General features: G+C 43.7%; 1 protein-coding gene and 1 pseudogene. Both read right to left on the bottom strand.

The genetic code is table 11. The features are described 5' to 3' along the window. Nucleotides 1-96 precede the first annotated feature (96 nt). Nucleotides 97-1,047, bottom strand: a pseudogene (locus F9C28_RS19860) (MFS transporter); the annotation flags it as partial. Nucleotides 1,048-1,998: 951 nt separating this feature from the next. After that, entirely contained in the window at nucleotides 1,999-2,442 is a 444-nt protein-coding gene (locus F9C28_RS19855) for an H-NS histone family protein (RefSeq protein ID WP_199016960.1), read from the bottom strand. Nucleotides 2,443-2,557: the final 115 nt, after the last annotated feature.

Raw genomic sequence — 2,557 nt, 5'->3', positions numbered from 1 at the left:
GTGCGGGCTTTCAGTTCATAGAGAAGAATGAATAATATCAATTATAACAATTGGTTATTTCCTTAGCGTACGTTTTCGTTCCATTGGCCCTCAGACCCCGTTGAATAAATCGCGGATCGTAGCAGTTGGGTTTTCGTTGATTAATTGTGCAGTAGCGCGTGCAGCTCTGCGGTCGTCGATACGATAGAAGTCGGCGGCTTCGCCTTTTTCTGCCAGGCTAAATCCAGCTATAAAAAGTTCTTCCAGGTGTTCAGCAGTAATTCCGTCGATAAGGTTTAGCTGATATTCCGGCTTATTTAAATCAATAAGGTAGAAAGGCTTTCCTGCATCTTCACACGCTTTCCTTATTAAGTGAGGTGCCCATTCGTCATTTTTTGGATCCATTTCAAAAACGCCCTCATCGGCCAAAATACTTTGGTAAATAAGTAATCCTGTTGCTACGCCTTTACCTGCACCCGTCGTACCAATGACATCCGCATGTTGTTTTTGCCAGTCACTGAGCGGAATGTATTGCGGGTCTCTGTTTTCATTGAGGCCAATAAAAACGCCTTTTTTTAAATCAATAAATTGCTCGGGGTCATATTTTTCAGTTGTGGGAAGTAATGCTTTTATTTCCCGAACGTCAGTGCGCGTATTTCGTTCTAGGCTGGTTTTTTTAACCATTTTCCTTTTGAGTTTATCAATCTCTGGTGAGAGAATGCGGCGTGCAACGTAATGAAATATCACGCCAACCACAGTAAATGAAATCAATATCGCCCACAAAATTACTGGCGTACTTACTTCCAGTCTTGACGGGTATAGAAAGCGAAGTACGTAAGAGGTAGCTGGTGATATTGTGCCAAAAATAAAGCATAAGAATGAAAAGCAGATAATAACACGCTGCCATATTGGTGCTTTTTCGTGTTCATCCCGCTTTAGCGGGACAATAAAGGGTAGTGTCAGTCCTGATAACAAAGCTAACAATAGCTGATGCTGTTGCATATAGCCGAAGAACGCCGTGGCGTTATCGACTATGGGCATTAGCTTCTCTGTGATTTTATTAAGCATGTATTAACCTTTGAATGGTTTCTTTCGGTGAGCTATCTCGGTGAATCCACTCGGTGACAAGCTGTCACCGAGTGGATTCACCGAGTTGCATGGGGATCTGAGAGCGTTAAAACTGTGCCCGCAGGCGGGCATGCTGAGGGGGCTAGAGTCCCCTCAACAAAGGCATGTCCCATTACATGCGGGCTGGACGCCCTTATTTCATGAGACAAGGGGGTAATGTCGCGGCTGGACGCCACGCCAAAACCCCCAAAGGTCAAGTGCGGCAAACCGTCCACGCTACGCGTGACCACCCCCCTTACGAAGTGATTTTGACCTCTATTTTTTCGCCTTCGTCTCAAAATATCGGAAATCACTACTCGTAACGGGGGTGGTCACGCGCAAAGTCGTATTATTCTCGTTCCTCGAATAATGCTCCTAAGCTTGGACGGTTTGCGGGGCTATGCCCCCCAAATAAACCGCTATCGTGGGCGATAGCTTTTTGCTCGCTGGGGCGGCAAAATTTATTCGGCTCCCCCCAACTAACTCGGTTCACTGGGGGTGAACGCTCGTTAGTGGTTTCGGCGACGCCAAATTAACAATTTTTTCAAAATTGAATTTAGCTGCCTCAATCCACTTCCCGTTAACAATTCATTCTGAATTGAACGATAAGTTAAAACCATCGTTAGCAATTTTTCAAAATTGAACGATCAAAACAAATAACATCACATTTCCTCTTTGCGGATTTTGTTTAATATAGTATTTGTTTTATACGAGTCGTATTCTTTTATGTGTGGATGTAGTGTGGAGGCGATTTCTATAAACTTACCCCGTTCATCATTATTCAGGCTGTCAGCGAATTCATGTATTTCCTCGGAAAGAAACTGGTTGTATAAAGTATCGTGTAAACCACAGCGTCGCCCTGCGCTATGTTCCATTCTTGAAATAACAGACTCTGCTATCTATACAGCATCTTTAATTGTGGGGTGTTTTATTCTGGTTTTCATTTTTGATTTCCTCTGCAATTAAAAAATCATCCAACGTTGCACCTGAATTTAACCGTTCCTGAATTAAGCGCGGAACCCGACCAACACCAGACCATTTTTTAATGGCGTCACCGTCTCTGTACTGATATTTCATCCGGCGGCGGGATTTTGTTTTTATCGCCGCTGCGGTTATTAATTCTTCTGGTGAAAAACCCTCACTGACAATGAGTGCTAATAACTCGCTGCGCTTTTCGTTGCGTAATTGAATGGCTTCTTGTTCTTTTTCCTGCTGCGCCTCCCACTCGCTGATATGCACCTCAAGTTTATTTTTCAGGTCGGTTAATAGCGCGTAGTCGCACCGTTTAATAAACTGGTTCATGTTGCGACCAGAGGATAGATAGGTGTAAACATCTTGATATTTAATGTCTGACATAATGAAAGTTACCTAAGCTAAGGAAGGTGCGAATAAGCAGGTCATTTCTTCCCAAGCTGACTCGCTGATTAAAATTTCGCGGATCTGGGCCGATTTTTTTCCCGCAAACACATCG

Origin of the sequence: Shimwellia pseudoproteus, assembly GCF_016415625.1 — a bacterium.
Lineage (GTDB): Bacteria > Pseudomonadota > Gammaproteobacteria > Enterobacterales > Enterobacteriaceae > Shimwellia > Shimwellia pseudoproteus.
Note: the sequence above shows the minus strand (reverse complement) of the source record. Positions and strands in the feature narration are given on the sequence as shown.

Bases quoted from the DNA above. Each gene is read 5' to 3' on its own strand.
- F9C28_RS19855 (WP_199016960.1), bottom strand. From the start codon at position 2,442: ATGTCAGACATTAAATATCAAGATGTTTACACCTATCTATCCTCTGGT.